18 protein-coding genes are annotated in these 25,229 nt (G+C 48.1%); 13 read left to right on the top strand and 5 right to left on the bottom strand.

The window, feature by feature from the left end; genetic code table 11:
- The first annotated feature begins 11 nt into the window (after window positions 1–11).
- Both F566_RS35880 and F566_RS35875 read left to right on the top strand, forming a co-directional pair.
- Window positions 12–4,925, top strand: coding sequence for a pilus assembly protein (locus F566_RS35880; RefSeq protein WP_020410259.1), 4,914 nt, complete (start codon window positions 12–14; stop codon window positions 4,923–4,925).
- Between the two features lie 22 nt (window positions 4,926–4,947).
- Window positions 4,948–5,397: a type IV pilin protein gene (locus F566_RS35875; protein ID WP_020410258.1), complete on the top strand. Its 450-nt coding sequence runs from the start codon at window positions 4,948–4,950 to the stop codon at window positions 5,395–5,397.
- A 22-nt stretch (window positions 5,398–5,419) separates the two neighbouring features.
- On the opposite strand, the gene F566_RS35870 is transcribed toward F566_RS35875, so the two are convergent.
- On the bottom strand, window positions 5,420–5,977 hold the full coding sequence (locus F566_RS35870) for a GspH/FimT family pseudopilin (protein ID WP_169334464.1): 558 nt from the start codon (window positions 5,975–5,977) through the stop codon (window positions 5,420–5,422).
- A 116-nt stretch (window positions 5,978–6,093) separates the two neighbouring features.
- Between F566_RS35870 and thiO the strand changes: the two genes are divergently transcribed.
- Complete coding sequence (gene thiO, locus F566_RS0127460) at window positions 6,094–7,224, top strand: glycine oxidase ThiO (RefSeq protein WP_020410256.1); 1,131 nt, start codon at window positions 6,094–6,096, stop codon at window positions 7,222–7,224.
- A 27-nt stretch (window positions 7,225–7,251) separates the two neighbouring features.
- On the opposite strand, the gene F566_RS0127455 is transcribed toward thiO, so the two are convergent.
- Entirely contained in the window at window positions 7,252–8,607 is a 1,356-nt protein-coding gene (locus tag F566_RS0127455) for a sigma-54-dependent transcriptional regulator (RefSeq protein WP_020410255.1), read from the bottom strand.
- A gap of 70 nt (window positions 8,608–8,677) precedes the next feature.
- Complete coding sequence (locus F566_RS0127450; RefSeq protein WP_020410254.1) at window positions 8,678–10,258, bottom strand: sensor histidine kinase; 1,581 nt, start codon at window positions 10,256–10,258, stop codon at window positions 8,678–8,680.
- A gap of 92 nt (window positions 10,259–10,350) precedes the next feature.
- On the opposite strand from F566_RS0127450, the gene F566_RS0127445 reads away from it, so the two are divergent.
- Window positions 10,351–11,994 (top strand): NAD+ synthase, encoded by a 1,644-nt coding sequence (locus F566_RS0127445; RefSeq protein WP_020410253.1) that lies wholly within the window; start codon window positions 10,351–10,353, stop codon window positions 11,992–11,994.
- Between the two features lie 97 nt (window positions 11,995–12,091).
- On the opposite strand, the gene F566_RS34330 is transcribed toward F566_RS0127445, so the two are convergent.
- A complete protein-coding gene (locus tag F566_RS34330) occupies window positions 12,092–13,123 on the bottom strand; it encodes an outer membrane protein assembly factor BamD (protein WP_020410252.1) in 1,032 nt (343 codons plus the stop codon).
- Between the two features lie 140 nt (window positions 13,124–13,263).
- On the opposite strand from F566_RS34330, the gene rluD reads away from it, so the two are divergent.
- The 3 genes from rluD (at window position 13,264) to clpB (ending at window position 17,746) form a co-directional block, all read left to right on the top strand.
- Entirely contained in the window at window positions 13,264–14,223 is a 960-nt protein-coding gene (rluD, locus tag F566_RS0127435) for a 23S rRNA pseudouridine(1911/1915/1917) synthase RluD (protein ID WP_020410251.1), read from the top strand.
- Window positions 14,220–14,975, top strand: coding sequence for a peptidoglycan editing factor PgeF (gene pgeF / locus F566_RS0127430; RefSeq protein WP_020410250.1), 756 nt, complete (start codon window positions 14,220–14,222; stop codon window positions 14,973–14,975). The genes rluD and pgeF overlap by 4 nt, the downstream gene beginning before the upstream one ends.
- Before the next feature lie 194 nt (window positions 14,976–15,169).
- Window positions 15,170–17,746, top strand: coding sequence for an ATP-dependent chaperone ClpB (clpB, locus tag F566_RS0127425; protein WP_020410249.1), 2,577 nt, complete (start codon window positions 15,170–15,172; stop codon window positions 17,744–17,746).
- 58 nt (window positions 17,747–17,804) lie between these two features.
- On the opposite strand, the gene F566_RS0127420 is transcribed toward clpB, so the two are convergent.
- Window positions 17,805–18,242, bottom strand: a complete 438-nt coding sequence (locus tag F566_RS0127420) for a DUF4124 domain-containing protein (RefSeq protein ID WP_020410248.1) — start codon at window positions 18,240–18,242, stop codon at window positions 17,805–17,807.
- Window positions 18,243–18,789: 547 nt separating this feature from the next.
- Here F566_RS0127420 and F566_RS0127415 point away from each other — a divergent pair.
- From F566_RS0127415 to F566_RS0127390, 6 genes are all read left to right on the top strand, one after another.
- Complete coding sequence (locus F566_RS0127415) at window positions 18,790–20,505, top strand: acetolactate synthase 3 large subunit (RefSeq protein WP_020410247.1); 1,716 nt, start codon at window positions 18,790–18,792, stop codon at window positions 20,503–20,505.
- A 5-nt stretch (window positions 20,506–20,510) separates the two neighbouring features.
- On the top strand, window positions 20,511–21,002 hold the full coding sequence (gene ilvN, locus F566_RS0127410; RefSeq protein WP_020410246.1) for an acetolactate synthase small subunit: 492 nt from the start codon (window positions 20,511–20,513) through the stop codon (window positions 21,000–21,002).
- A 99-nt stretch (window positions 21,003–21,101) separates the two neighbouring features.
- A complete protein-coding gene (gene ilvC, locus F566_RS0127405) occupies window positions 21,102–22,118 on the top strand; it encodes a ketol-acid reductoisomerase (protein WP_020410245.1) in 1,017 nt (338 codons plus the stop codon).
- A gap of 118 nt (window positions 22,119–22,236) precedes the next feature.
- Window positions 22,237–23,106: a CDP-diacylglycerol--serine O-phosphatidyltransferase gene (gene pssA / locus F566_RS0127400; RefSeq protein ID WP_020410244.1), complete on the top strand. Its 870-nt coding sequence runs from the start codon at window positions 22,237–22,239 to the stop codon at window positions 23,104–23,106.
- 195 nt (window positions 23,107–23,301) lie between these two features.
- Window positions 23,302–24,303 carry a protein-methionine-sulfoxide reductase catalytic subunit MsrP gene (gene msrP / locus F566_RS0127395; RefSeq protein WP_020410243.1) on the top strand — a complete coding sequence of 334 codons (1,002 nt, stop codon included), beginning with the start codon at window positions 23,302–23,304 and terminating at the stop codon, window positions 24,301–24,303.
- Window positions 24,303–24,947, top strand: a complete 645-nt coding sequence (locus F566_RS0127390) for a protein-methionine-sulfoxide reductase heme-binding subunit MsrQ (protein WP_020410242.1) — start codon at window positions 24,303–24,305, stop codon at window positions 24,945–24,947. Before msrP ends, F566_RS0127390 begins: the two co-directional genes overlap by 1 nt.
- The last annotated feature ends 282 nt before the right edge of the window (window positions 24,948–25,229 follow it).

The raw sequence follows: 25,229 nt of genomic DNA, 5'->3' as shown, positions 1-25,229 counted from the left end.
GAGTACTTAATATGAAACTTTTTGATCGTGCCCTGTTGGGAGTTGTGGGCAGCCTTGCAATGCTGGCCTCATCCAATATTTTTGCGGCATCTAGTGATTACGCATTGACACCGCCAGCCACTTCCGCGAGCGAAACTCCGTTGGTGATGCTAGGTATGTCTGTAGACCATCAGTTGTTTTATAAAGCTTATCCAGATTATTCAGATATTGATGGAGATGGCGTTGTCGATTCAGGATATGACGACTCAATTGAATATTATGGGTATTTTCATTCCAACTGGTGTTATAGCTATGACACTACCAACAACAGATACTCTCCAGAAGAGGAAATTACCTCTTCCTCAGATCATAAATGTGACTCAACCGTCACGAACGCATCTCATACGAGCAATACCTATTGGAGTGGTAACTTTTTAAACTGGGCAACCATGACCCGGATGGATGTGGTACGCAGGATATTGTTCGGTGGTAAACGTAGCACCGATACTTCCTCGCTGACGGTATTGGAGCGGGCGTATATCCCACGAGATAACCATGCATTTGCGAAGGTGTTCGAGTCATCGGAGATCAACTCCTATACGCCTTATGCAAATACGTTGACATCAATCACGATCTGTAACGTGTCCGCGAGTTCTGCTACAAGTCCCTCCAATGCACCTTTGGCTCGAGTGGCCCGTGGCTCTTTCAGACGCTGGTCGGCTGATGAGAACATTCAGTGTCAGTGGAATGGAAATACCAATGCACCCAGTGCGACAACTGACAAGTTGGCAGATGGTTTAACAGTCAAGGTTGAAGCCTGTGTGTCCGGTAAGGACGCAGATGATGCGACGACTAACTGTAAAACCTACGGTTCGTCATCAAAACCTGTTGGTGTACTACAGAATTACGGGGAAGAAGGTGCTCTTCGTTTTGGTCTGATTTCTGGAAGCTACGATAAGAAAATTTCCGGCGGTGTGTTACGTCGTAACATTTCCCAAATTGCAGGGAACACCAGTGCTTCGGATGATGAAATCAATCTGGCAGATGGAACTTTCAACTCTTCTGTTAACGGTATCATCAGCAATATCAATTCTTTCCGAATATTGAACTGGGATGGAAGCAAGTACTCTGACTGTAGTACTCACTCAATTGATGTAAATACGTTCAAGACCAGTGCAGCTTCTAATCGCCAGTGTAAAAGCTGGGGTAATCCGGTCTCAGAAATATACCTGGAAGCACTTCGTTATTTTGCTGGGGCTGGCTCAGCTAGCTCGGCATACTCACTTACCTCTGACAGTCTGGGGACGATTGAATCATCTTGGTCTGATCCTTTGAGCTCTACCAATGCTTGCGCTGACTGTTCGATTATCATGTTCTCATCTGGCGCCAGTTCATTTGATGGAGATGAATTATCGTCTTCTACTGATATCTCTGGTCTTACCTCACTGACAACACTGACTAATGATGTAGGGGATCTGGAATATGGTGGCTCTTTCTCCGGAGATTACATCATTGGTGAGAATTCTACGTCATCCAGTACTGAAGATGGTCTGTGTTCTTCGAAGACACTCGGAAATCTCGCAGAAGCGTTAGGCATATGTCCTGAAGTTCCGTTGCTTGAAGGAACCTACCATATTGCCGGATTAGCGTATCATGCGAATACCGATGGTGTTAGGACGATCTCGACCACTGACGGGAACATTGACAAGACCATCACGACTTATGCTGTTGAGCTGGCGGAGTCTCTGCCAACATTTAATATTAATTACAAAGCAGGAGGGGTCGATAAAACGATTTCATTTTCTCCTGCCTGTTTGGCCAAAGCTGGAAGTAACCCTGAGCTGACTTGTAGCTTGATCGATGTTGAAACGTTTACAGAGACTGACGACGGTAACGGAAACGTAAAAGGTCGTTTTATTATTCACTGGGAAGACTCTCCCTGGGGGAATGATTACGACGAAGATGGTGCACAAATTATCTGGTATTGCACAGGATCAGCTTGTGATAACGCTGATAATGCCAGCTGGGCTAATTGGGATGATGCTCTGGGCTCTGGTGAAGAAGTAAGAATTACTACTGGGGTGGCCTATGCTAACGCTGGAAATCAGTTACGCTTTAGTTATTCCGTGTCAGGTTCATCATCAGATGGTATTCAAAGTAGCTGGTTAACCCGGACTGGTAATGTGAACCAGACGACCTTCTGGGATGGTAGCGGTACACCACCAAGTCAGAGTAAATCCAGCTATCCACCGGTTTCCTCCACATATAGTTCAGGAACCTCTTCTGCTGTTGCTCTGGAGAAGCCATTGTGGATGGCAGCAAAATACGGTGGATTTATTGACAGTGGTTCCAAGAACGGAGATCCAACTCCTGACTCTGGTACCAGTACCTCAGAGTGGGACAGTATTGATAACCGTACCGGTCAACATCCTGCTGATGGAATTCCTGATAATTACTATTTGATGGCCAACCCTGCACTTCTGGAACAGCAATTGGGGGTTATTTTCAATACGCTGATTAGCCGCGCTTCAGCAGGTTCTAACGCAGCTGTGGTTGCCAACAGCAGTACCGGTGTGGGGGCGATTTATCAGGCATACTACCAGCCCAGTATGATAGATGGTGCCGAAGAGGTGACCTGGATTGGTGATCTGCGGGCACTGTTTATTGATAGCAAAGGTAATCTCAGGGAAGACACAGATGCAGATGGAGTTCTTGATGATTATTCGACAGATTTAATTATCAGACTTGATTACGACTCTGCCTCCGATGAGACCAAAGTAAAACGCTACCAGTCAACGGATGGCACATATGACTTGGTAAGCGACCTCGTTGGTACAGATGATCTCATAGATATGAAGGCTATTTGGAGCGCTTCGGATGAGCTGAATAAGGTAACGGATCCTGCCACCCAAAGAACTTATACCAGTGCAGATTCTGGTCAAAAGCGTTACATTTTCACTGCCGTAGATAAAAATACTGATAGTGAACTGGACCAGAATGATGTTCTGGCATTCACTACAACCAATCTTGGTTCATCCACTAGTTTGTATCACTATCTTGGTGTTTCGTCTTCTCAAGCCGATGCGTTGATTGACTATATTCGCGGTAAGGAAGATTCGAGCTATCGTAACCGGACTATCAATGGTGAGACCTTCAGGCTCGGTGACATAATACATTCAGCACCAGCAGTGGTTGGAGCGCCTCAAGACGGCTATGACTTCACTGACTCCGACTCCACCTATAGCGCGTTTAGAGCCCAATACGCCAATAGGCGGAACATGATATACGCTGGCGCTAACGACGGGATGCTCCATGCCTTCAATGCGGGATTCTGGGATGCTGCCGCGAATGCCTTTAATTTGACTAACAGTTCCAGCAGTGCCACAAGTTATAATCTTGGTCAGGAGCTGTGGGCGTATGTGCCGGGGAATCTCTTACCTCACTTGCAATGGCTGGGCGAGACTAATTATCCGCATGTGTATTATGTTGATGGTGCGCCTATAGTTTTCGATGCCAACATATTTCCAACTGACGCGGATCACCCGCACGGGTGGGGTACAGTGTTGGTTGTTGGTATGCGTATGGGAGGTGGTCCGATTGATGCGACCGTTATTGATGCAGATAATGACGGGACACCCGAAACGGATAAAACCTTCCGCTCCGCATACTTGGTGTTTGATGTTACCAACCCGGAACAAGCGCCTGTTTTATTGGGTGAACTGACGCACCCGAATTTGGGTCAGACAACATCTGTTCCAGAGGTGGTGAAATTTAGGTCGCCTGACTCAACAGGTGATTTTTCCAACCCCACTGTCAATAAGTGGTACCTGGTGTTTGGGTCCGGACCATATGATGGCGCTAGCTATCCTTCAAGTGTCACAAGTACCCAGACCGCCAAGATTTTTGCAGTGGACTTAAGTCAGTTGGTCACAAATTCTGATTCAGCAACTCCTAGCGGCACGGATCACTTCGTCAGTGGTTTTGCTCCTTATGATACATCGATCAGTTCTGCATTTGTGGGCGGCTTTGATGTCGCTGACTGGGATTCTGACCTGAATGACGACATCGTTTACTTTGGAACTGTAGAGGGGACTGTTGCTTCTCCGGGTGGACGACTGATGCGAGTCAAACTGAATAGTTCGACTAGCAGTTGGACGGTTAATACATTGCTGCAGAATGTTGGCTTGGCAATCTCGGCGCCTCCATTGGCGGCCAAGGGTGAGTCAGGAAACCGCTGGGTAACTGTTGGTACTGGTCGACTGTGGGCTACGGATGATAATGATACCTCCGATCAGAATTACCTCCTTGGTGTAAGAGAGCCTATTAACTCAAGTAATGATTATTCATATCCTGATCATGCAAGCGTTTCGAGTTATTCATTGAGTGGTCTATTGGATATGTCGGATATTGCTGTATACGATGATGGTTCGTCCAAGCAGGTGCTAACGACCAATGGTGGAACAGTGACTATTAGTGGGAATACTGTTGAAACTTATCCTGGTTTGGTGACGGCTTTAGGTTCAGAATCCGGTTGGAAAGTGGAGTTGAAGGACACGGGCGCCGATCCGTCGGGCCGTGCGATATTTAGCGCGGTTCAAAACCCAGCCAATAAGGCCGAGGTGGCCTATATCGAATACCTCCCGGCTTCGGAGCAATGTGAGGTCAACGGTGAAAGCTATCTGTGGATCGTTGGAATAGAAACAGGAACTGCAACTCCTGCAAATGCACTGGATTCTAAAACAACAGTTGGCACTGACAATTATCACAATACGAACGCCTTAGTGGCAGATGGATTAGCCTTCGGGCCTTCTTTCCACCAGGGGGAAGACGGATTGAAAGCTTTGTATAGTACTTCAACAGCTGCTCATGGTGATTACGATGTTAATACAGGTGAAAACACGATAGGGCGTCAGTCCTGGCGGCAGATTGATACCTCGAATTTTTAAGTAGGAATGAGGGCTGAAATAAATGAAATCCAAAGGATTTTCACTCATTGAATTACTGATCGTTCTTGCCATTATTGGCATTATTGCGGCGGTGGCTTATCCCAGCTACCGCGAATCAGTGAATAAAACAAACCGCAAGGACGCTCAGACCACACTAATGAGGCTGGCCGGGCTTCAGGAGAAGCACTACACCCTGGAAGGATCTTATGAGAATACCCTAGGAGATCTGACGACGACCACAGATTCGGACGAGGGCCTCTATACTATTTCCCTCGCAAACGCCAGCTGTAGTACCAATAAAACAGTGGGTTCAGCGACTGTTACCATTTACTCTTGTTATACGTTGACAGCCACGGTCAAAGCGAATGGCGGACAGCAGGATGATGAAGACTGCTGGACCATGAGCATTGATCAGACCGGCGCAAAAACGGCTGCCATTAAAGGTGATGGTTCCAACTCTGAATGCTGGTAGCCGTTAACTGCGGTCTAAGGGGCTAGCACTCTACCGGCATTGATGAACCCGAGTCGACGATTCCATCCTGGTCGTCGTCTCGGTTAATTCTGAGCCTGCCTCCCAATCTGATAGTGATCCTCCTTGCTGAATGGAGGTCATTGTCCCTGCAATATGTGATGTTCCCAAACACCCCATTAGTATAGCCTCTGGAATTGAAAACCAGATATTTCTTGTTGGCGGATGCCCGGATAGTGAGAGTCTCACCATCCTTTAACGGATTAAGAATTCTGCTGACTTTTTCGCTTTGATTGGTATCTACTTTCCTGTTGTGATTGAAATCGGAAAAAACCATGAGGGGATTCGACCAGTCAGAATTGCAGTTTTCGAGATCTTCAGTAGGGCAGATATAGGTTAAAGTGCCAGAGTTAATTGCCTGTAGGCGGGCGGCGTAGATAAATTGGTGCAGAGAACGAATGGTCGTGTCGGCGCGATATTTCTCAATCAATGAAAACAATTGAGGAGCGCCCCAGCCAACGACTATTCCAAAGATTGCCATTACAGCTAATAGTTCGACTAACGTAAATCCATTACTTTTCATACTCAATATCCTTTTGACTTTGATCCAAAATCCATTTGGGTGCTTTATTATGCCCAGATAAACCGCTATGGTCATCAGCAAAGTCCGTTATTGAAGCAAAAAGAAAAGAGAATGTAATGAAAGTTGTCATTGTAGGTGGTGGTGCCATCGGAATGATGCAGGCGCGGGAACTGGGGTTGGCCGGCTGTGATGTGGTGCTTCTGGAGCGCCATATGTGTGGTCGGGAAGCGAGCTGGGCCGGTGGTGGCATCATATCTCCTCTATATCCATGGCGTTACTCCCCGCCAATTACGGCTTTATCGACTTGGTCTCAGGAGTTCTATCCTAACCTTGTCCAAACCCTGGAGGCTGAGAGCGGTATTGATCCCCAGCTAACCCGGACAGGGCTATTGGTCCTGTCTATTGATGATTGGGAAAGGGCGCTGGCTTGGTCCCGGGACCATCAATTGTGGCTGGAAGAAATGACTCAGGAGCAGATATATCAACTTGAACCCTCTCTGCGCCTTGGATTCGAAAAAGGCATGTATATGCCTCAGGTAGGCAGTATTCGTAATCCTCGGTTATGTCAGGCTTTACGAAGAATTTTGCTAGGGCTGTCCAATGTAGAAGTGAAGGAAAATACAGAAGTGCTGGAAATTCACCAGCAGAGTGGCAGGTTCGAATATGTCCGTACAGAGTCGGGAAATTATTTTGGAGACGTCTGTATTATTACTTCCGGAGCTTGGTCTGGCGGCCTGTTGGAGTCGCTTCAGGTAACACTGCCGGTCGAGCCTGTCAGAGGGCAGATGGTTGCTTTTCAGGCGAATCCAGGCGAGCTCAGTCGTATCGTGCTGGATCACGGAAAATATGTAATTCCAAGAAGGGATGGTTTGGTATTGGCTGGAAGCACGCTGGAGTATGTTGGATTTGATAAAGGTCGGACAGATGAAGCCAAGGATGAGCTTGTAGAGATCGCCCGAAGCCTGATTCCTGCGCTTGCCAAAGCTCCAGTTGTGGAGCATTGGGCGGGGTTGCGGCCAGGCTCTCCCAATGGAATTCCCTATATAGGCGAGGTGCCGGAAGTCGAGGGGCTTTTTGTTAATGCCGGCCAGTTTCGTAATGGTCTGGTGCTGGCTCCAGCCTCGGTCAATCTGATGTCTGCCATTGTCATGGGGCAGGAACATAGTATTGATCGATCGCCATTCGCCTTGGCCGGTCGTGTTGGGAGCGATGTTGGTTCTCCGGCTGAAGATCCGGTCTCTATTTGAGCTGAGGAAGCCATAGCCTGGGGAGGATTAATCCATCCCCAGCTTTTTTAGCCGATAGCGAAGTGCGCGGAAACTAATGCCAAGTTTTTTGGCGGCAGCTGTTTTATTCCAGCGAGTCTCCTCAAGCGCTTTCTCAATAGCCTGTTTCTCAATATTTTCGAGGAAATGCTCCAGATTATTACCTTCGTCATCAAAGTTCGGCACGTCGAGGTCTGAACTTATGCCAGCTTTGTTTCCTGTATCTGTTATGGGGAGATGGATGTCTTCTGCTTGGATTTCATCCTCTTCACTCAGGGTGAACGCCCTTTCCAATATATTCTCCAGCTCTCTGACATTGCCGGGGAAGTGGTAGCTTTTAAGTACATTAATGGCTTCTTTGCTAAGTGAAACGCCAGGAAGCTCACACTCGTCTGCCAATTGGTTCAGTATGTGGTCTGAAAGCAGCTCGATGTCTTCAGTTCGTTCTCTTAAACTGGGGACTTTTAATTCGATAACATTGATTCGATAAAACAGGTCCTGCCTGAACAGGCCATCTTCTACCAGTTGGTGGAGATCTTTGTGAGTGGCACTCAGAATGCGAACGTCGACTTGTACTTCCTTCTGTTCGCCAACTGGACGGACAGCTTTCTCCTGAATGGCTCGAAGCAGTTTTACCTGCATCGTTAAAGGGAGGTCTGCCACTTCGTCAAGGAACAGCGTGCCTCCGTCAGCGGCTTTAAACAGTCCCTCTTTATTTTCTACTGCGCCGGTAAAAGCCCCTTTTTTATGACCAAAGAATTCGCTCTCCATCAGTTCACTTGGGATCGCCCCACAGTTTACTGGAACGAAAGGTCCTGAGCTTCTGGGTCCTTGTTCATGGATGGAGCGTGCCACCATTTCCTTACCACTGCCTGACTCCCCGCTAATGTATATGGGAGCCTGACTGCGAGCGAGTTTACGAATCTGTCCCCTTAGTCTTTCCATTGGCTTGGAGTTACCCAGTAACTTGGAAGGTACAGGGGGAGGGGGAGCTGTTTCAGGCTGCAATTTTATTGCACTGTTAACCAACTCTCTCAATCTAGCCAGGTCGACAGGTTTGGAAACAAAGTCAAAAGCCCCGGCCTTTAGCGCCGAAATGGCAGTGTCTATGCTGCCATAGGCGGTAATAACCGCAACTGGCGTGGCTGGGTGGTTTTTTTGTATATGGGCCACAAGATCAATACCGTTGCCATCCGGCATGTTCATGTCCGTCAAAACCAAGTCAAATTTTTCGCCGGCAAGCTTCTCTAATGCCTGTGTAACATTCTCGGCTGCAACCGTCTTGAGCTGCATACGGTTGAGTGTGATTTCAATCAACGCCCTGATATCGGGCTCGTCATCAACGATGAGTACTTTTTTGGTCATGGAGTATATTACTTCGTCTTGAAATGATTAGCTTTGTCAGCTGACTAAATGTGCATGCCCACGATAATACTTATGTGGTCCGTTTCGGGTGGGGAAAGGTGATTCTGAAGCGGCTTCCCCCTTCATCCCGTTTAAAACAATCAAGTTGGGCCTGATTAGCCTCACAAAGCTCTTTCGATAAGTATAGGCCGAGTCCGGTACCTTTTTTATCGGTTGTATAAAATGGCTCGAACAGATGAGGCATCTGATCGTTGTCTATGCCCGGGCCATTATCCAGAATATCAAGGAATGCCTGATGAGAGTCGTCTATTTCACCGACGACAATACCAACCCAAGGATACCCTGTTTGAGCCGAACTGTACCTTAAACCGTTGGCTATCAGATTATTCAGGATCTGGTGTAAATGGCTGGCGTCAAATCTACCATGAACACCCTGTTTTTCGAGTCTTATTTCAATGTCTGCGGAAATTGCTCCACCGGCAGTATAATCATTAATATAACTTTTCAGCCACTCGTTGAGATCTATCATCTCCGGTGTGCTGGACTTTCCTCTGGAGAGTTCAAGGACATTTTCAATAATGCCGTTCATGCGCTTGGCATGGCGAAGTATGATTTCTGTCATCTGTCGATCAGGCTGATTCAGGTCTTCGGACTCCAGCAATAATTGCGCTGCATGACTTGCCGCACCTAAAGGATTGCGGATTTCATGTGCGATACCTGCGGTCAGTCGGCCTAATGATGCCAGTTTCAGTTGCTGTGCCTGTTGTGCAATTTTTCCGGTGTCTTCCAGAAAAATAAGAATATCCTGGCCTTCTTCTTTCTGCAGCATGGCAAAATTGGCCTGAATAGGGGCTCGATTAGATGAGCCTCGGAATGGGGGGGACTTTCGTCCTGGATCCAATTGCCAGTCTCGAAGTCTTTCCATCAGGTCTTCAGGAAGTAGGTCGATATCTTCTGAAGCTTCAAGTCCCAAGAGGCTCATGGCTGCCTGGTTGGCCATTCTTACCTGGCCGAATTCATTGGTCACGATAATACCAGTCAGCATACGCTGTATAATTTGATGATTAAGGCGTTCAAGTTCTTCGATATTCTGAGCTCGTCGTCTGGCCAGATCTTCGCTGGCGGATATGCGATGAGACAGGTTGCGAACCAGCAGAGCCGTCGCAAAATAGACAACACCCAGAACTCCGGCCCGGAATACAGAATCAATGTTGCTGCTGGCATTAAGCAACAGGTAGATTTCCTGTCCCATAACGAAGAGACTGGCTATCGCGGCGATCAGCAGCCCCAATTGGCTCCGAAGCATAATATTGCTGGCAGCGACGGAAATGACCAGCATATTTCCGAGCCCTCCGGAAATGCCGGTGCCGAACAACATCATGGCTGTTACCAGCCCAACTTCGAGGAAAATGGAAAATACGATGTGACGGACAGCGGGCTGGATGCCTGCAAGCAATAGAAAGGCGGTAAAAACATGAACCGCAGCGTAGCTGAAAGCAGCAATTTTGAAATAGTAAGGTGCGAAAGTCTGCGAGATGCTGGCGTCTGATTGTAAATAGAGGGAAGCCAGAAGAATAATACCCACCGTCACCCGGTAGTGATTATAGACCCTGAACAGCTTGGATGTGGTAAATGCAGGGATAGTTGCCATACAGAACTTTTTTCCTAGAATGACCCAGAACTTTAATCAAAACAGTATAATGCAAGCTTTAACCAGAACGACCTTAACTATCTGGAGCAAGAATGTCCAAACCTGTAACTGATACTTATGATCCGACAGTCGTTTTCGCTCAAATTGACTGTCTGGTTGGCGATATTCCCGGGAATGCTGAAAAACTAATTGCTGCAACAAGAGAGGCGAAAGAAAGGCATCAGGCCGATCTGGTTATCTTTCCCGAGTTAACACTAAGTGGCTATCCTCCAGAGGATCTACTCTTAAGGCCAAGCCTGCAAACGCGGGTTGAAAGAGCTTTGGAACACATTGTGTCAGAGATTTCCGATGTGGCTATGGTATTTGGGTTGCCTTGGAAAAAAGACGGTAAATTAAGAAATGCTGCGGTATTTGTCGACAATGGAAAGGTCGTGAGTTGGTATTTCAAGCGCTGCCTGCCCAACTATCAGGTTTTCGATGAAAAACGTTATTTTGAACCTGGCAACAAAGCCTGTGTTGTTGACTGGAGAGGATTCAAGGTAGGGGTGACGATTTGTGAGGATATCTGGGAAGAGGCCCCCGCTTCAGATACGGCCAAGCTTGGAGCCGACTTTCTGATAAACATCAATGCTTCTCCGTTTCATGTTGAAAAACAGCGGCAGAGAAAAACTCTGGTGCAATCGCGTGCAAGGGATAACCGGCTTCCTATTTTATATGTGAACCTGATTGGTGGGCAGGATGAGCTGATCTTTGATGGCGGTTCGTTTGCAGTTAACGCTAAGGGAGCGACGACATTTTGCGTACCTCAATATGAAGTAGGTCTCTATTCGGTGTGTTTGAGCCAGATATTGTCAGGCAGAGAGATTGATTCTCATTGTATCGACCTGCCTATTGAAGAGAGTATTTATAAAGCCTTGGTGCTGGCTGTCAGAGACTATGTCAATAAGAATGGATTCAAATCGGTGGTGTTGGGGCTGTCTGGCGGAATCGACTCAGCGGTTTCCCTGGCTGTGGCGGTAGACGCCTTGGGTGCTGATCGTGTGCGAGCCGTAATGATGCCCTTTCGGTACACCTCACAGGCCAGTCTGGAGGATGCAGAAGAAGAAGCGTCAAGGCTTGGTATTCAATATGATGTCCTTTCCATCGAACCTATGTATGAAGCCTATATGTCGGCTCTGAATCCTCTGTTTGAGGGATATTCCAGAGATACTACAGAAGAAAATATCCAGGCCCGGATACGTGGGGTGATTCTGATGAGCATATCGAATAAAACCGGCGCCCTGGTTCTGACAACTGGAAATAAAAGCGAGATGGCTGTCGGCTATGCCACCTTATATGGTGATATGGCGGGAGGATATGACGTACTTAAGGATGTCTTCAAAACAATGGTGTTCAGGTTGGCCAGATACCGTAATTCGCTATCTTATGTGATTCCGGAAAGGGTCATTGTACGCCCGCCCTCTGCAGAACTGGCTCCTGATCAGGTGGATGAGGACAGTCTGCCACCATACGATATTCTTGATCAAATGCTGTCGATGTATGTTGAGCAAGACGTTAGTGCCGAAGGTATTGTCGCGCAGGGATTTGACCGGGAGGCAACATACCGGGTCACACGTTTGGTGGATGTGAACGAGTATAAACGTCGTCAGGCACCGGTTGGACCGAGAATCACTGCCAGAGGGTTTGGGCGTGACAGGCGTTATCCGATCACTTCAGGATGGAAACTGGGAGAGTAAATCCAAAGTAGATTGATCAGAAGAATACTTGTTGATTGATTAGCAATAGTAAGAAAGGGGAGCCATGGCGGACAGTTTCCGCCATGGTTGATTGCAATTATTCGATAATATTGTCGATGTCTAGAACGCTCGATATGTCGCGACTCTCTTCCTGAATCATTCCACCACGGAATCTCAGGTCCGCATCGAAGCTCGTATGATCAGGGTAGCTGGTTGCCAGTACCACCAAGGCATCATTTGCATGCTCTTTCATGCCCAGAATGCGATACAGTTCAACGGAGTAAGCCAGGGCATCTGGCAGCGCGGTGGTTTCCGGGTAGTTTTCAATAATATATTGAACTCGCGTAGCAGCTGCCACATAGGCCTGGCGGCGGATATAGTATTTTGCGACAACCAGCTCGTACTCGGCCAATCGGTTTTTCAGCGCGACCATTCTCTTTTCAGCATCTGCTGCGTACGGGCTATCTGGGAACTGTGTCACCAGTGTCGAGAAGTCTTGAAATGCTTCTTTCGCTCTGCCGGGATCTCTTGAGTCCATATTCAATGGGAAGTAACGTCCGCTCAGACTCACATCGGCATAATATGAAGCAAGCCCTTTAATATAAAAAGCGTAATCTACATGAGGGCTTTCGGGGTGCAGTCGGATAAAACGTTCGGCAGCAGCAGCGGCCCCTTCAGGATCCAGAGCACTGTAACGTGCATAAATCAGATCCAGCTGCGCCTGCTCAGCATAACGCCCGAAAGGGTGATAAGTTTCCAGATCTTCCAGATGGCGGGAGGCTTCCAGAAAGTTACGATTATCCAGGGCCGTTTTGGCTTTGTCGTAGTATTCCTTTTCATTCAGGATTTCTGGTGGTTCTGATGCGCATGCGGCTAAACCTGCAATAAGCACTATGCTGATGGCATGGCGAACGGATTGAGTTAGATTGCCTGACGGGAATTTAAACCGTGGTTGCTTGATCGAATGTAAAAAGCCAAAAGTACTACGCATGTATGGAAGCAACATCATTCTGGTGACTGAATATTCTTGTGATTGAATATAGCTAAACTGCCCAGCAGTTTCCTTTTGGGAACCTCCGCGACAGACCGATGACAGGCTGGAAGTATTAGCAAGTTTGCGTCCAGGCACTTAAACTGTCCTGGCCATTGACCTCGCAGGTAAGCAGCGCCATCATCTGGCGGGCCATTATTCCACAACCTGATGGGTTGAAACACCCCTGTCACAACCTTAACAGACAGAATTCCAGCAAACTGAACAGAATTTAATCCATGAGTCGTCAAATTCAGGAAACCTTTATCGTCCCAGATCATCTGGCTTTGCAGCGTATTGATATCGTGGCAGTTGAGCTTTTACCCGACTACTCCCGATCCAGACTTCAGAGCTGGATAAAGTCTGGAGACCTCAAAGTCAATGGTTTGGCAGTAAAACCCAAGGATAAGGTGATGGCCAGGGATGAGATTACTCTTGATGTGGAGCTGGAACCCGAAGGTGATTGGGTTGCAGAGGATATTGCACTGGATATTGTCTATGAGGACAAACATCTGCTGGTTATCAATAAACCGGCGGATCTCGTTGTGCATCCTGCTCCAGGCCATCGTGGTGGAACTGTTGTAAATGCGGTGCTTCATCATTGTCCTGAACTTGAGAGCATACCTAGAGCCGGTGTGGTTCACAGATTGGATAAAGACACTTCGGGATTGATGGTGATTGCGAAATCACTTCTTGCGCACCAGTCCCTGGTTGATCAGCTGCAAACCAGAAGTATGGGGCGTGAGTATGAAGCCGTTGTCAAAGGTGAGCTGACCGGCGGAGGTATGGTGAATGAACCTATTGCGCGTAATCCGCAAAACCGGCAGAAAATGGCAGTGGTGTCCAATGGGAAAAAAGCGATTACTCACTATCGTGTCCTGCACAGATTTATAGGTTTTACTCATCTGAGATTAAAACTGGAAACGGGTCGTACACATCAGATAAGGGTTCATTTGGCGCATATTAATCATGGCATTGTTGGTGATCCCTCCTACGGGGGGCGACCTCGACTACCCAAAGGGATGTCTGAAGAAGCCATTCATAAGGTTCAGAGCTTCCCCCGGCAGGCGCTGCATGCCAAAGCTCTGGCGCTGATGCATCCGGAAACCGGTGAGAAGATGTCATGGGAAGTGCCTTTGCCGGAAGATATGCTTGAATTGGTCGAATGCTTAAAAGCGGCTCAACAGGAAGGGCTATGACAACCACCGAATTTCCGCTGTTTATCACACCAGACTGGCCGGAGCCTCCTGGGGTAAAAGCTATATCGACCCTGCGTCAGGGCGGAATTAGTTTACCGCCCTACCAGAGCTTCAATCTGGGAAGTCACGTAGGAGATCACTCTGAAGCTGTGAAGTTCAATCGGGAGAGGCTTGCCAGTGAGGTGGGGCTTAGCCCGGGTTCTGTTCAATGGCTAAAGCAGGTACATGGTACACGGGTGATTGATGTGGACCAGGTGGTCGTTGATGAGATAGAGGCTGATGCGGCCTATACCACGAGATCAGGTGTTGCCTGTTGCATTATGACGGCAGATTGCCTCCCGGTTCTGTTCGCTTCAATAGATGGTAGTGAGGTGGCTGTTGCTCATGCCGGGTGGCGGGGATTAGCCGGTGGAGTGCTGGAAAATACCTTGTCATGTTTTACTGATCCGAATCGCGTTGTGGTCTGGTTGGGGCCGGCCATTGGTCCAGACGCTTTTGAAGTGGGAGATGAGGTCATGGAGGTGTTTGCAGAGAAAAACGCTAAGATGGCAGACGCTTTTACTGCTTCAGCCCACCAAAAAGGAAAATGGTTTGCTGATATTTATCTTCTTGCTCGACTGACCTTGAATTCTGCCGGTATTTCCAATGTCTATGGAGGGCAGTGCTGTACATTCTCTGATGCTGACCGCTTTTTTTCTTACCGCCGAGACGGCGTTACTGGAAGAATGGCGACGCTTATATGGAAAAACTAGCAGATTCAATAGACTAGGGTGTCACCAGGGAAGTCGGAAAATTACTTGAGACAGATCAATAAATAGTCTAACCCCTCCCATCTATACTCATATAAAACTTGAAGCTTTGTCTGTCCGGCCCCACATCTAGGTTAATTCAAAAATACACCCTCTGCATCGCCTGAGGGGAGACAGAACAGTTTGAGGGACGGTTTATGCGATTCGACAAATTCACCAGCCGTTTACAGACGGCAATATCCGAAGCCCAGTCTATGGCGCTGGGGCGCGACCATAATTTTATTGAGCCGGTTCATCTTATTCAGGCAATGCTGGACCAGCCGGGAAGTTCTCTTTCTCCATTGCTGCAACAGGCGAAAGTTAATGTAGGAGAGTTCCGCGCACGTCTGGCAGAAGAGATAGACAAATTGCCTCAGGTTCAGGGTTCTGATGCTGACGTGCATCTCTCCAATGAATTGGGGCGGCTGCTGAATATGGCCGACAAACTGGCCCAGAAAAGAAAGGACCAGTACATCACGAGTGAACTGGTTTTGCTGGCCGCCATGGATGATCGTGGCGTCCTGGGCCAGATATTGAAGGAATGCGGCGGTAACAAACAAGCCTTGGAGCAAGCGATTGAAGCCATGCGCGGTGGCGAAAAAGTCTCTGATCCGTCTGCCGAAGAGAATCGGCAGGCTCTGGAACGATTTACTATCGACCTGACTGCGAGAGCTCAGGAAGGCAAGTTGGATCCAGTGATTGGGCGTGATGATGAAATTCGTCGCACTATTCAGGTTTTGCAACGCCGTCGCAAGAATAACCCGGTTTTGATCGGCGAGCCTGGAGTGGGTAAAACTGCAATTGTGGAGGGGTTGGCTCAGCGTATCGTGGATGGGGAAGTTCCTGAAGGTTTGAAAGACAAACGGGTGCTTTCTCTGGATATGGGGGCTTTGATAGCCGGCGCTAAATTCCGTGGTGAGTTTGAGGAACGCCTGAAAGGTGTGCTGAATGAACTGGCGAAGCAGGAAGGACAGGTCATTCTGTTTATAGATGAGCTACACACGATGGTGGGTGCCGGTAAGGCAGACGGTGCCATGGATGCGGGCAATATGCTTAAGCCTGCTCTGGCGCGAGGTGAGCTGCATTGTGTCGGGGCAACCACACTGGATGAGTATCGAGAGTTTATAGAAAAAGATGCGGCTCTTGAGCGTCGGTTCCAGAAAGTGCTGGTGGATGAACCCAATGTTGAGGACACCATTGCCATTCTACGTGGTTTGAAAGAACGCTATGAAGTTCATCATGGGGTAGAAATTACCGATAGCGCAATTATCGCGGCGGCTAAATTGTCTCACCGTTACATCACTGATCGACAATTACCCGATAAGGCGATAGATCTGGTGGATGAAGCTGCCAGTCAGATTCGTATGGAAATCGATTCCAAGCCTGAACCATTGGATCGATTGGAAAGACGATTGATTCAGCTGAAAATGCAGAGAGAGGCGCTGAAGAAAGAGAAAGATGCCGCCTCCAAAAAAAGTCTGGATGAATTGAATAGCCAGATCGCAGAACTGGAGAAGGAGTTTGCCGACCTTGATGAGGTATGGAATTCAGAGAAAGCTGCATTGCAGGGGACCCAGCAAATCAAGAGTCAGCTGAAGCAGGCACGAGTAGATCTTGAAAATGCCCGTCGGCAGGGAGATCTGACTCGTATGTCGGAATTGCAGTATGGACGTATTCCGGAGCTGGAGAAGCAGCTGGATATGGCCAGTCAGGCTGAGATGCTTGAAATGAAGTTGCTACGTAATCGGGTTTCTGAAGAGGAAATCGCAGAAATTGTTTCCAAATGGACTGGGATTCCTGTCTCCAAAATGTTGGAGGGTGAGCGTGAGAAGCTGTTGCGTATGGAAGAAGCGTTGCATCAGCGTGTAATTGGCCAGGATGAGGCTGTAACGGCGGTGTCCAACGCTGTACGACGCTCCAGGGCTGGGCTGAGTGATCCAAACAGACCGAACGGATCATTTATGTTTCTGGGACCAACAGGGGTTGGGAAAACAGAGTTGTGTAAATCTCTGGCCTCCTTTCTGTTTGATACCGAAGAAGCAATGGTCCGCATTGATATGTCGGAATTTATGGAGAAGCATTCTGTCGCCCGTTTAATTGGAGCACCTCCAGGGTATGTAGGATACGAAGAGGGTGGTTATCTGACAGAAGCAGTGCGTCGTAAGCCCTATTCTGTTCTATTGCTGGACGAAGTGGAGAAGGCGCACCCCGATGTATTTAATATTCTGCTTCAGGTGCTGGAGGATGGAAGGCTGACTGATGGCCAGGGGCGGACTGTCGATTTCCGTAATACCGTGATTGTCATGACATCAAACCTGGGATCAGACTTGATTCAAACTCTTGGTGGAACAGATGAGAACTATGGGGAAATCAAGGATGCTGTGTTGGAAGTCGTGGCACGGCATTTCCGTCCGGAGTTTGTAAACAGGATTGATGAGGTGGTGGTATTCCATCCGTTGTCGGCTGAGCAGATCAAGGGAATTGCGCAGTTCCAGTTGGATATTCTCAACAAGCGTCTGGCTGAACAGGAGCTAGAGGTTGAGATCAGTGAAGAGGCTATGGCTACGCTTGCAGAAGCCGGATTCGATCCGATCTATGGAGCTCGTCCATTGAAGAGAGCAATTCAGCAAAAAGTGGAAAATCCTCTGGCTCAGGCCATATTGAATGGTAAGTTCCAAAGAGGTGATCGAATTAAAGGAGAGATAGTAAACGGTCAACTGGCGTTTAGTATCTAAATACTGTTTGCGAGTAATAAAAAGGGGCTATTAGCCCCTTTTTATTTGCTGTTTTTGCCTACTGGCATTCTTCATCCAGTATGGACTGGTTTTTCTTTCTTCTTTCCAATATTTCCTCTGGTGTGAGGTACCTCTCTTCGCCACCCTCTTCTTTAATTCGGATGCGTGCTCTCTTGGTCAGTGTTTCCATATTCGTTTTGGCGGCGTGGCATCTTTCCTCTTGGATTTTGTCGGCAGCAGCTTGTTCCTCTGCCTGTTGCTGCTTGATTCGATCAAGCTCCTGTTGCTCGTTGAGCTGTTGGGCCTGCTGCTCAACGCTTTGGCGAGTACCTGAAGACTTGCCCGTCTGGACATTCAATTGTGTGGTGCTCTTGTCACCGGGCTTCTGGTCGGAATAGTGAATCACGCCATTTTCATCTGTCCACTTGTAAACGCCGGCAGAGTAGGCGGGTAAGCACATGCCCAAGAGCACAAGAGCTGAAATCGTGGTGCGCATAGGTATAAAGTTCTCCAAACTGCTGAAATAGCCTGCATCATCCTTTTTGACGAGAGGCGGGCGCGGTCCATATGTCAACGGCCGCTACCGTGGAAATGACGATAGAGGTGACAGGTTGTTTGTATATGGTTTCCGGCGCCGGTTGTTTAAACCAAAGATAGTAGAAAGTGGCTCTTCGGTAAAGGCATTAAAGTGCTTTAACTATTGACAGTTCTGGCTGGGATGTCAGAATTGGCGATTGCTTGAGCGGAGGGGCCTGAGAGGCGACACCGGAAATGCCAGTTTCCGCTCGGACCACACGAAAAAATCAAAGTTTCTGATTACCAATACCCGGGCGTAATCGTCAAAGTAGTCGTGTCAAACAGACGCGTGTGAGCAAATCTAGAGATAACCTCTCAAGATGACTAGCTAGTGTGGCAGTATCCGCAGTAACCATATGAGCTGTATGACATTTTACAGCGACTGGGTTGTTGCAAACAGATCAGCAACCAGCCGTTAAATGCGTGCGTACAGGTACGTATAAAGAGAGGAAATTGTGAGCGCAGAAATGCTATCTGGCGCCGATATGATCGTGCGCTTTCTGCAAGACGAGGGGATTGAAAATATCTACGGATACCCCGGCGGAGCGGCCCTGCACATATATGATGCATTATTCCGTCAAAACAAAGTAAAACACATCCTGGTTCGTCATGAACAAGCAGCCACTCACATGGCTGACGGTTATGCACGTGCCACCGGCAAGCCCGGGGTGGTTCTCGTAACATCCGGACCTGGCGCGACCAACACCATCACAGGTATCGCTACAGCCTACATGGACTCCATCCCGATGGTTGTGCTCTGTGGTCAGGTTGCCTCAACGCTTATAGGGGAAGATGCGTTTCAGGAAACTGACATGATGGGGGTCTCCCGTCCTGTGGTGAAACACAACCTGAGTGTTCGTCATCCACGTGAAATACCTGAAATTCTGAAGAAAGCCTTCTATTTGGCCCAAACGGGGCGACCAGGTCCAGTCGTGGTGGACATTCCTAAAGACATGACGACTCCCAATGAGCGATACGAATACGTCTTCCCTAAGAAAGTGAAGATGCGCTCATACACGCCTCCTTCCCGTGGCCATGCTGGACAAATCAAGAAAGCAGTGGACATGATGATGGCCGCCAAGCGCCCGATTATCTACGCCGGAGGTGGTGTGGTAATGGGAGATGCGTCCAGGGAACTGATTGATCTGGCGCACCACCTAAACTTTCCTGTGACGACAACTTTGATGGGGATCGGGTGTTATCCGGCCAGTGATCGTCAGAGCCTTGGCTGGCTGGGAATGCATGGTAGCTATGAATCTAATATGGCAATGCATCATAGTGACTTGATTCTGGCTGTTGGCGCTCGATTCGATGATCGTGTGACCAACGCCACTGACAAGTTTTGTCCGGGGGCAAGGATTGTCCACATCGATATAGATCCTGCCTCCATTTCCAAGACGATACAGGCCGACGTTCCTATCGTGGGTCCGGCCGCATCTGTTTTGAAAGATATGATTGGGATCGCCAAGGAGAGCGAAGAGAAATCAGACGCAGGTGCCCTGAAAGCCTGGTGGAAGCAGATTGATGAGTGGCGTGCCTATCATGGTGGCCGCTATCGCACTGACGACAGTGAATTGATTAAGCCGCAACAGGCTATTGAGATGCTGTGTAAGGTCACCAAAGGTAATGCCTATGTCACATCAGATGTGGGTCAGCACCAGATGTTCACTGCTCAATACTATAAATTTGAGAAGCCCAATCATTGGATCAATTCTGGTGGACTTGGAACCATGGGATTCGGGCTGCCAGCTGCGATGGGGATCAAGCTGAACTTTCCTGAAGAGGAAGTGGTGTGTGTCACAGGTGAGGGCAGTATTCAAATGAATATCCAAGAGCTTTCAACCTGTAAGCAATACGATCTGCCGTTGAAAATTGTCAATCTGAATAACCAGTCTTTGGGAATGGTGCGACAGTGGCAGGACATGAACTACGAGGCTCGTCACTCGCAATCCTATATGCAGTCGCTGCCTGACTTTATGGCGCTGGCCCGGGCTTATGGGCATGAGGGAATCACTATCCGTAAGCCAGAGGAGCTTGAAGAAGGCCTTAAAAAGGCATTCGCGATGAAGGACAAGCTGGTGTTTATCGATATTTATGTGGATCCGCATGAGCATGTGTACCCCATGCAGGTAGCAAGAGGTGCAATGAAAGATATGTGGCTCAGCAAGACGGAGAGGGTGTAAGTATCATGCGTCGTATTATCTCCATGTTACTTGAGAACGAGCCCGGTGCACTGTCTCGCGTTGTCGGTCTGTTTTCCCAGCGTAACTACAACATTGAAACACTGACTGTAGCGGCCACCGAAGACAACACTCTATCCAGATTGACGGTTACAACCATAGGTTCTGACCGTGTGATCGAGCAGATTACCAAGCAGCTGAATAAGCTGGTAGAGGTTGTCAAGGTTGTGGATCTGACGGAAGGGGCCCATGTCGAGCGGGAGCTCATGTTGATCAAGCTGAAGGCAACGGGAGCTCAACGCGCTGAAATCAAGCGTACAGTGGATATCTTCAGGGGGCAGATAGTGGACGTAACCAGTTCGGTATATACCGTCCAGCTAACCGGTGAAAGCGATAAACTGGATGCGTTTATCCAGGCTGTCGGGCGTAGCGGTGTGCTGGAAGTGGTACGTAGTGGTGTGTCCGGAATTGCTCGTGGTGAAAAGACTTTGTCGCTATAGGGACAGGTTGCCGCCGAAATACCGTTAAGAATATAGAACGATCTGAATCAGATTAATGAGTTAAAAGAGCGCAGAGCGCAATTGATATAGGTGAACGAAATGCAAGTTTATTACGATAAAGACTGTGATCTGTCCATCATCCAGGGCAAGAAAGTTGCGATCATCGGTTATGGTTCGCAAGGGCATGCTCATGCCAACAACTTAAAAGATAGCGGCGTAGACGTACGTGTAGGCCTGCGTCAGGGATCGGCTTCATGGGCCAAAGCAGAAGGTGCTGGCCTTGCAGTTAAAGAAGTAAAGGATGCTGTTGCTGAGTCTGATGTTGTCATGATCCTGACACCTGATGAGTTCCAGGCGCAATTGTACAAGTCTGAAATTGAGCCAAACATCAAGCAGGGCGCAACCTTGGCATTCGCTCACGGTTTCAGTATTCACTACAACCAGGTTGTTCCTCGTGCAGATCTGGATGTCATCATGGTTGCACCTAAGGCGCCAGGTCACACAGTACGTTCCGAGTTCGTTAAAGGCGGTGGGATTCCTGATCTGATCGCGATTTTCCAGGATGCTTCCGGCATGGCGAAAGATGTAGCGCTTTCCTACGCATGCGGTGTGGGTGGTGGTCGTACCGGCATTATCGAAACCACATTCAAGGATGAGACAGAAACTGACCTTTTTGGTGAGCAGGCAGTACTGTGCGGCGGCGCTGTAGAGCTTGTTAAAGCAGGCTTTGAAACACTCGTAGAGGCAGGATACGCGCCAGAAATGGCTTACTTTGAGTGTTTGCATGAGCTCAAGTTGATCGTTGACCTGATGTACGAAGGCGGCATCGCCAACATGAACTACTCCATTTCTAACAATGCAGAATATGGAGAGTATGTTACTGGTCCTGAAGTGATTAATGACGAGTCTCGCGAAGCGATGCGCAATGCTCTCAAGCGAATTCAGACTGGCGAATACGCTAAGATGTTTGTGCAGGAGGGAGCATCAAACTATCCTTCCATGACAGCATACCGTCGCCTGAATGCTGCTCACCCAATCGAAACCGTTGGTGAGAAGCTTCGCAGCATGATGCCTTGGATTGCATCAAACAAGATTGTTGACAAATCCAAGAACTAAGAGTTCATTGTAGTTTAAAAAAACGCGGCATAGGCCGCGTTTTTTTATGTGTGCGAACCTGTCCTGTGTTTTGTATATTAGGGCTCTAAAACACTTTTATAGCTGATAAGAGATTTGCATGACTGATAAGGATCACAAGCTTACACCGGCAAACAAGCCCCAGACTTCCTGCGAAAGTAGTCAGGATGAAGGTTTTATGGGGGCTGAAGTGGTAGAGGAAGAAGTGGTGGAGGGCGCAAAAGTTCGCCGGAGGGGGGTGTATCTGCTGCCGAACCTTTTTACGACTGGAGCTCTGTTCTCAGGCTTTTACGCTATTGTGGCTGCAATGAACGGGCATTTTGAGAATGCTTCCATCGCCATATTTGTGTCAATGATTCTCGATGGTCTCGATGGTCGCGTTGCCCGTATGACCAATACCCAAAGTGCCTTTGGGGCTGAATATGACTCCCTGGCAGACATGGTGTCTTTTGGGGTTGCGCCTGCTTTGGTTGCTTTTACCTGGGCACTGTCCGATTTGGGTAAGCTGGGATGGGTAGCGGCTTTTATTTATGTGGCCGGTGCGGCTCTGCGTTTGGCTCGTTTTAATACTCAGATAGGATCAGTAGACAAGCGTTTCTTTGTTGGATTGCCGAGTCCTTCCGCCGCCGCTGTGGTTGCTGGGACGGTTTGGAGTTTTCATGAGTTCGAAGTGAATCTGTTGCTCGCCTATGGTGCGGTTATTGTAGTGGCTGGAGCTGGTGTACTCATGGTTAGTAATATTCTTTTCCACAGTTTTAAAGAGTTGGATCTAAAAGGACGGGTTCCTTTCGTTGCGATTCTGATTGTTGTACTGATATATGCTGTGATTGCTACTGCCCCTGCGCAGGTTTTGTTGGCCGGGTTCCTGATCTACACATTGTCCGGACCATTTCTCTCGGTTCAGAGGTGGAATAAGAAAAGGAAAAACCAGACAGCCCCTCCTCAGGAACCGCCAACTGCAAATCACTAGGTTTGGTGACTAAAGGTCATCAGATTGAAAAATGACCGGTATCGACTGCCGGTCATTTTTAACTTTCAAGTTTGGTTTCTTTCCATCGGCCAAATGGTATGGGGCTGATAATTGGCTCTTCATTGAATTATTTGCACGTCTTGCTGTCCAATTCTCGTATACGTCTTTTAGAGAGTACGAATAAAGGCCCACAAGATGCTGATAAAACAACCCCTGGATATACGCCCTTCTGACATTACCGACGAAAAAGTGTACCTGTCCCGACGACAGTTTATGCGGTCTACTGCGGCCGTAGTGGCGGCCGGTGCAGCGCCTGCACTTCTTTCTCAAGGTGTGCTTGCACGAGAAAATGCTTCGCGCCAAGTATGGGTTCGTAAGATTGAAGCTCAGATTGCTGCCGCAAGAAAAAGCCCTTTCTCAACTTCCGAAGAGAAAACACCGTTTGACGATGTTCTCGAATACAACAATTTCTATGAGTTCGGTACCAGTAAATCCGATCCATACGAAAACTCCGAGCAGTTTGAAATTCAGCCATGGGCTATCAAAGTCGAAGGAGCCTGTCATAAGCCAGGAACTTATCATTTAGAAGACCTAGTGAAAGAGTCTCAACTAGAAGAGCGTATCTATCGATTGAGATGTGTAGAGGCTTGGTCGATGGTAATTCCCTGGGTTGGCATTCCACTGGCATCTCTGCTCAAGAGGTTTGAGCCTACGATGAACGCCAAATATGTTGCCTTTGAAACTGTTGTCAGGCCAGAGCAGATGCCAGGCCAGAAATCTCTATTCTCGAGCATCGACTGGCCGTATCGAGAAGGATTGCGAATCGATGAGGCTATGCACCCGTTAACTCTGGCGGCTGTGGGGCTTTATGGAAAGATTCTTCCTAACCAGAATGGAGCGCCTATACGTTTGGTTGTGCCCTGGAAGTATGGGTTTAAAAGTATCAAGTCGATAGTCGCTATCAGATTTGTAGAAGAGGAGCCTTACACCACCTGGAATAATATCGCGCCTAATGAATATGGCTTTTACGCCAATGTTAATCCTAAGGTCGATCATCCTCGATGGAGCCAGAAGAGTGAGCGGCGTTTGCCTGGTGGTTTATTCGGGCCAAAACGCATCGAGACACAGATGTTTAATGGCTATGCTGAACAAGTTGCAAGCCTTTACTCAGGAATGGATCTACAGGCTAACTATTAATGTTGTATAAAGGTAATCTGATGGCCGGAAATGGCGATACTGTGAAGCTGATCCGTTGGTGGGGGTTCTTTCTGGCAGGTTTGCTGCCATTTTGCTTTCTGTTGTTTCAGATTTTGACTCGTGGCCTCGGACCAGATCCTGGAGAGGCCATTACTCGGTTTAATGGCCTGTGGTCATTGATTACTCTTTTGGTGTGTCTTGCAGTAACCCCACTGAACAGATTATTAAAGTGGCGGTGGCTAGTCCAACACAGACGGATGATTGGGCTGTATGCCTGGTTTTATGCGGTGCTGCATGTGTTGAGCGGTTTCCTATTGGTACTTGATGTTTCCATTTTTCTGGAGGAGGTAGTCAAGAGGCCTTATATCGCGGTAGGAATGATGGCGTTTATCTTGATGACATTGTTGGCCGTAACATCCCCTAAGGCAATGGTCAGAAGGCTTGGCAAGAAATGGAAACTGTTACATAAAAGCATATACGTAATAGGTGTATTGGCTGTCGTTCACTATTTCTGGCTGACAAGGGCCGATTACACGCAGCCGGTTTTCTATGCTTCAATTTTGCTGGTCCTACTCGGAATTCGCCTTTACTGGAGATACTATAAAAAGAGGCTTGGCAGTGAAGGTGCCTATCGCCTTTATTAGAGCGCTTTTTGACCAAAATATATTATTTTGGATTTTTCTGAAGAAAGGGGTTGCAACGTCGAGCAAGCGACGTATAATGCGCACCTCTTCTGCAGCGGAGCCCACCCGGAAGGGGTGAGAAACAAGGCTCAGCGACGCAGAGCTCAAGGATGAGGCGACAGTTTGAAAATGAGAGATTCAGTTCAAAATGTCAGCGCCAAACAGGAAGTTAAAAAACAGTTTGACAACAACGATCAACACTGTAAAATGGCGCGCCTCATCGGGATGAATGCCCGGGCGAGA

This window comes from Hahella ganghwensis DSM 17046 (assembly GCF_000376785.1).
Classification (GTDB): domain Bacteria; phylum Pseudomonadota; class Gammaproteobacteria; order Pseudomonadales; family Oleiphilaceae; genus Hahella; species Hahella ganghwensis.
The sequence above is the reverse complement of the archived record's forward strand: the minus strand, read 5'-3'. Positions and strand labels throughout refer to the sequence as shown.